The 3827-nt window shown below is 70.9% G+C and carries 2 protein-coding genes and 1 pseudogene; all 3 read right to left on the bottom strand.

Annotated elements, in window-relative coordinates; translation table 11 throughout:
- Positions 1–53: 53 nt before the first annotated feature.
- Complete coding sequence (gene lpdA, locus ABYX71_RS10945; protein ID WP_372696531.1) at positions 54–1460, bottom strand: dihydrolipoyl dehydrogenase; 1407 nt, start codon at positions 1458–1460, stop codon at positions 54–56.
- A gap of 179 nt (positions 1461–1639) precedes the next feature.
- The gene (gene aceF / locus ABYX71_RS10940; RefSeq protein WP_372696530.1) at positions 1640–3238 is read right to left on the bottom strand and encodes a dihydrolipoyllysine-residue acetyltransferase; all 1599 of its coding nucleotides are present in this window, start codon (positions 3236–3238) and stop codon (positions 1640–1642) included.
- 22 nt (positions 3239–3260) lie between these two features.
- Positions 3261–3827 (bottom strand): annotated as a pseudogene (gene aceE, locus ABYX71_RS10935) (pyruvate dehydrogenase (acetyl-transferring), homodimeric type); the annotation flags it as partial.

Here is a 3827-nt window from a genome sequence, read left to right as displayed (position 1 = left end):
GCCGGCCGGCGACCTGCGGCTGCGCCCGGGGCCGGTGCCCCGGGCGGCCGGGTTCAGCGCTTGGGCGCGATGATGTCGGTGACGCTGCCGTCGAACACTTCGGCCGTCATGCCGAGCGTCTCCGACAGTGTCGGGTGCGGGTGGATGGTCAACGCCAGGTCCTCGGCGTCGGCGCCCATCTCGATGGCCAGCACGCCTTCGGCGATCAGGTCGCCGGCGCCGGGGCCGGTGATGCCCACGCCCAGCACCCGGCGGCTGGCCGGTTCGAACAGGATCTTGGTCAGCCCCTCGTCGCGGCCGAGCGTCAGGCTGCGGCCGTTGGCGGCCCACGGGAACACGGCCTTCTCGTAGGCGACGCCGTCCTTCTTTGCCTGCGCCTCGGTGAGGCCCGCCCAGGCGATCTCCGGATCGGTGAACACCACCGCCGGGATGGCCAGCGGCTGGAAGGCCGCCTTGTGGCCGGCGATCACCTCGGCGGCCACCTTGCCCTCGTGCACGGCCTTGTGCGCCAGCATCGGCTCGCCGGCGACATCACCGATGGCGAAGATGCTCGGCACGGCGGTGCGGCGCTGGGCATCGACCGCGATGAAGCCGCGCTCGTCGACCTGCACGCCCAGTGCCTCCAGGCCCAGGTCCTTGCCGTTCGGACGCCGGCCGACGGCCACCAGCACGCGGTCGTAGACCTGGTCGGCGGTGCCGTCCGGGCCCTCGAAGGTGACCTTCAGGCCCTGCTTCTGGGCGGCGACGCCGGTGACCTTGGTCTTGAGGCGGATATCGGCAAACTGGCCGGACAGGCGCTTGGCGAGCGGTTTCACCAAATCGGCGTCGGCGCCCGGCAGCAGGCCATCCATGAACTCGACCACACTCACGGTGCTGCCCAGGGCCCGGTACACGGTGGCCATCTCAAGACCGATGTAGCCGCCGCCGATCACCAGTAGCTTGCCGGGGATGTCTTCCAGCGCCAGGGCGCCGGTGGAATCCATCACCCGCGGATCGTCCGGCAGGCCCGGAATGCGCGCCGGCGTGGAGCCGGTGGCGACGATGGCATGCTCGAACTGCACCTCGAGCGCGCCGTCGGCGGTGTCCACCTGCAGGCTGTTGGCGCCGCCGAAACGCGCGCTGCCGTATACCACCTTCACCTTGCGCTGGCGGGCCAGGCCGCCCAGGCCGTCGGTCAGGCGCTTGACGACCTTGTCCTTCTGGTCACGAACGCCATCGAGGTCGACCTTGGGCTTGCCGAAGCCGACGCCCGGCGTGTGGGCCGCCTCGTCGATGACCTTGGCCACGTGAAGCAGGGCCTTGGACGGGATGCAGCCGACGTTCAGGCACACGCCACCCAGGCGCTGCTCGCGCTCGACCAGCGTGACGCTCAGGCCCAGGTCGGCAGCACGGAACGCCGCGCTGTAGCCGCCGGGGCCGGCGCCGAGCACGACGACCTGGGTACGGATGGGTTCGGGCATGAGGGTTCTCCGCGCCAGTTCAGTGTGTTGGGATGCGCCGAAGCCGTTGGCTCAGCGCGCGTTGCATGGGACAGGCAGCCCCGGGGTCAAGCGGGGCGTGTTGCCCGACGGCACCCGGGGCGGGCACGCGCCACACCGGGCGAGTCGCGCATTTCCGGACACGGAAACGCCGCGCACGGTCACAGCAACAGCCCGCGCAGGTCTTCGAGCAGCTCGGCCAGGTGGCGCGTGAAGCGCGCCCCGGCGGCGCCATCGATCACCCGGTGGTCGTAGGACAGCGACAGCGGCAGCATCAGGCGCGGCACGAACTGGTTGCCGTCCCACTGCGGCGCCATGGACGCGCGCGATACGCCGAGGATGGCCACCTGCGGCCAGTTGACGATGGGCGTGAAGGCCGTGCCGCCGATGCCGCCGAGGCTGGAGATGGTGAAGGTGCCGCCCTGCAGTTCCTCGGGCTTCAGCTTGCGCCCGCGGGCGCGGGTGCTGATGTCGCCCAGTTCCACCGCCAGATCCAGGATGCCCTTGCGGTCGACGTCGCGAATCACCGGCACCACCAGCCCGGCCGGTGTGTCCACCGCCACGCCGATGTTGATGTAGCGCTTCAGGATCAGTTCCTTGCCGTCCGGGGCCAGGCTGCTGTTGAAATCCGGGAAGGCCTTGAGGGCGCCGGCGCAGGTCTTCAGCAGCAGCGCCACCAGGGTGAGCTTGGTGTCACGGGCCTCGGCCGCCTTGGCCTGTGCCTTGCGAAAGGCCTCCAGGTCGGTGATGTCGGCCGTGTCGTGCTGCGTGACCTGGGGCACGAGTGGCCAGGAGCGGCCGAGGTTCTCGCCGGTCAGCTGGCGGATACGGCTCAGCGGCACGGACTCGATCTCGCCCCACTGGCTGAAGTCGATCGTCGGCAGCGTAGCCGCCATCGGGGCGCCGCCGGCACCCTGGCCCTGCATCACTGCCTTGACGAAGGCCTGTACGTCTTCGCGGGTGATGCGGCCCTTGCGCCCGCTGCCGTCGACGCGGGCCAGGTCGACCCCCAGCTCACGCGCGAGGCGTCGCACCGACGGGGTGGCGTGCGGTGGCTGGCCGGACGACGTGGTGTCCCCGGCGGCCGGTTGCGGCGGCGGGCTGGCCTTGGTGGGTTCGGCGGCTGGCGCCTGGGCGGGCCGTTCGGACGCCGCGGACGGTGTGGACTTCGCCGGCGCGGCGGTTTCGCTGGTCTCGATCAACGCCACCACGGAGCCGGTTTCGAGCTTGTCGCCGACCTTGACCTTGAGTTCCCGCACGGTGCCGGCGAATGGCGCCGGCAGCTCGGTGGCGGCTTTCTCGGTTTCCACGGTGAGCAGGGCGTCGCCCTCGGCGACGCTGTCACCGGCCTTGACCAGCAGCTCGATCACGTCGGCGGCCTTGCCGTCGCCAAGGTCCGGGCACGGCACCGGCTGCAGCTGTCCGCCCGCATCGCCCGCGTCGCTCGCGTCGTCGGTGGTGCCCTTGTCCGCGCTGCCGGTCTCGGGGGCGGGCGTGTCGTCCGCCTCGGGTGCTGCCGCAGCCTCGATTTCCAGGACGGCGATGACGTCGCCTTCCTTCACCTTGTCGCCGGCCTTCACGCGCACGGCGGTGACCTTGCCGCTGAACTCCGCCGGCAGCTCCATGGCCGCCTTGTCGGTTTCCAGCGTCAGGACGATGTCGCCTTCGCTGATCGTGTCGCCGGGCTTGATGGACACTTCGGCCACGTCGGCCTCGTGCACGTTCTCGGCCAGGCCCGGGATGATGAGATTCTGTTCCATTGCGTGTGGTCGCTCCCTGCGCTCAGACGGTGGCCGGGTCGGGCCGCTCGGGGTCGATGCCCAGCGCCTTGGCGGCCGCCGTCACCGTCTTGGCCGGTATCGCGCCGTCGTCGGCCAGGGCCTTCAGTGCCGCGTAGGCGATGTGCTCGCGGCTGACCTCGAAGAACTGGCGCAGGCGCCGGCGGGTGTCGCTGCGCCCGAAGCCGTCGGTGCCCAGCACCACGTAGCGGTTTTTCACCCAGGGACGGATCTGGTCGGCGTAGGCCTGCATGTAGTCGGTGGCCGCGATCACCGGTCCGGCGGCGTCGTCCAGGCACTCTTCGACATAACTCCTGCGCGGCGTGTCGGTGGGGTGCAGGCGGTTCCAGCGTTCCGCGGAAAGGCCGTCGCGGCGCAGTTCGTTGAAGCTGGTGGCGCTCCAGATGTTGGCCTCGACGCCGTAGTCCTGCGCCAGTATGGCGGCGGCCGCCTGCACCTCGCGCAGGATGGCGCCGCTGCCGAGCAGTTGCACGGTGGGCGTTGCCTTGCGCGACTTCTTGCGCGCCGGGGTGGCGTCCGGCAGGCGGTACAGGCCGCGCAGGATGCCGTC

Source organism: Immundisolibacter sp. (assembly GCF_041625615.1).
Taxonomy (GTDB): Bacteria; Pseudomonadota; Gammaproteobacteria; order Immundisolibacterales; family Immundisolibacteraceae; genus Immundisolibacter.
Note: the sequence above shows the minus strand (reverse complement) of the source record. Positions and strands in the feature narration are given on the sequence as shown.

Coding starts and splice junctions, on each gene's coding strand:
- lpdA (WP_372696531.1), bottom strand. CDS start 1,460: ATGCCCGAACCCATCCGTACCCAGGTCGTCGTGCTCGGCGCCGGCCCC.
- aceF (WP_372696530.1), bottom strand. CDS start 3,238: ATGGAACAGAATCTCATCATCCCGGGCCTGGCCGAGAACGTGCACGAG.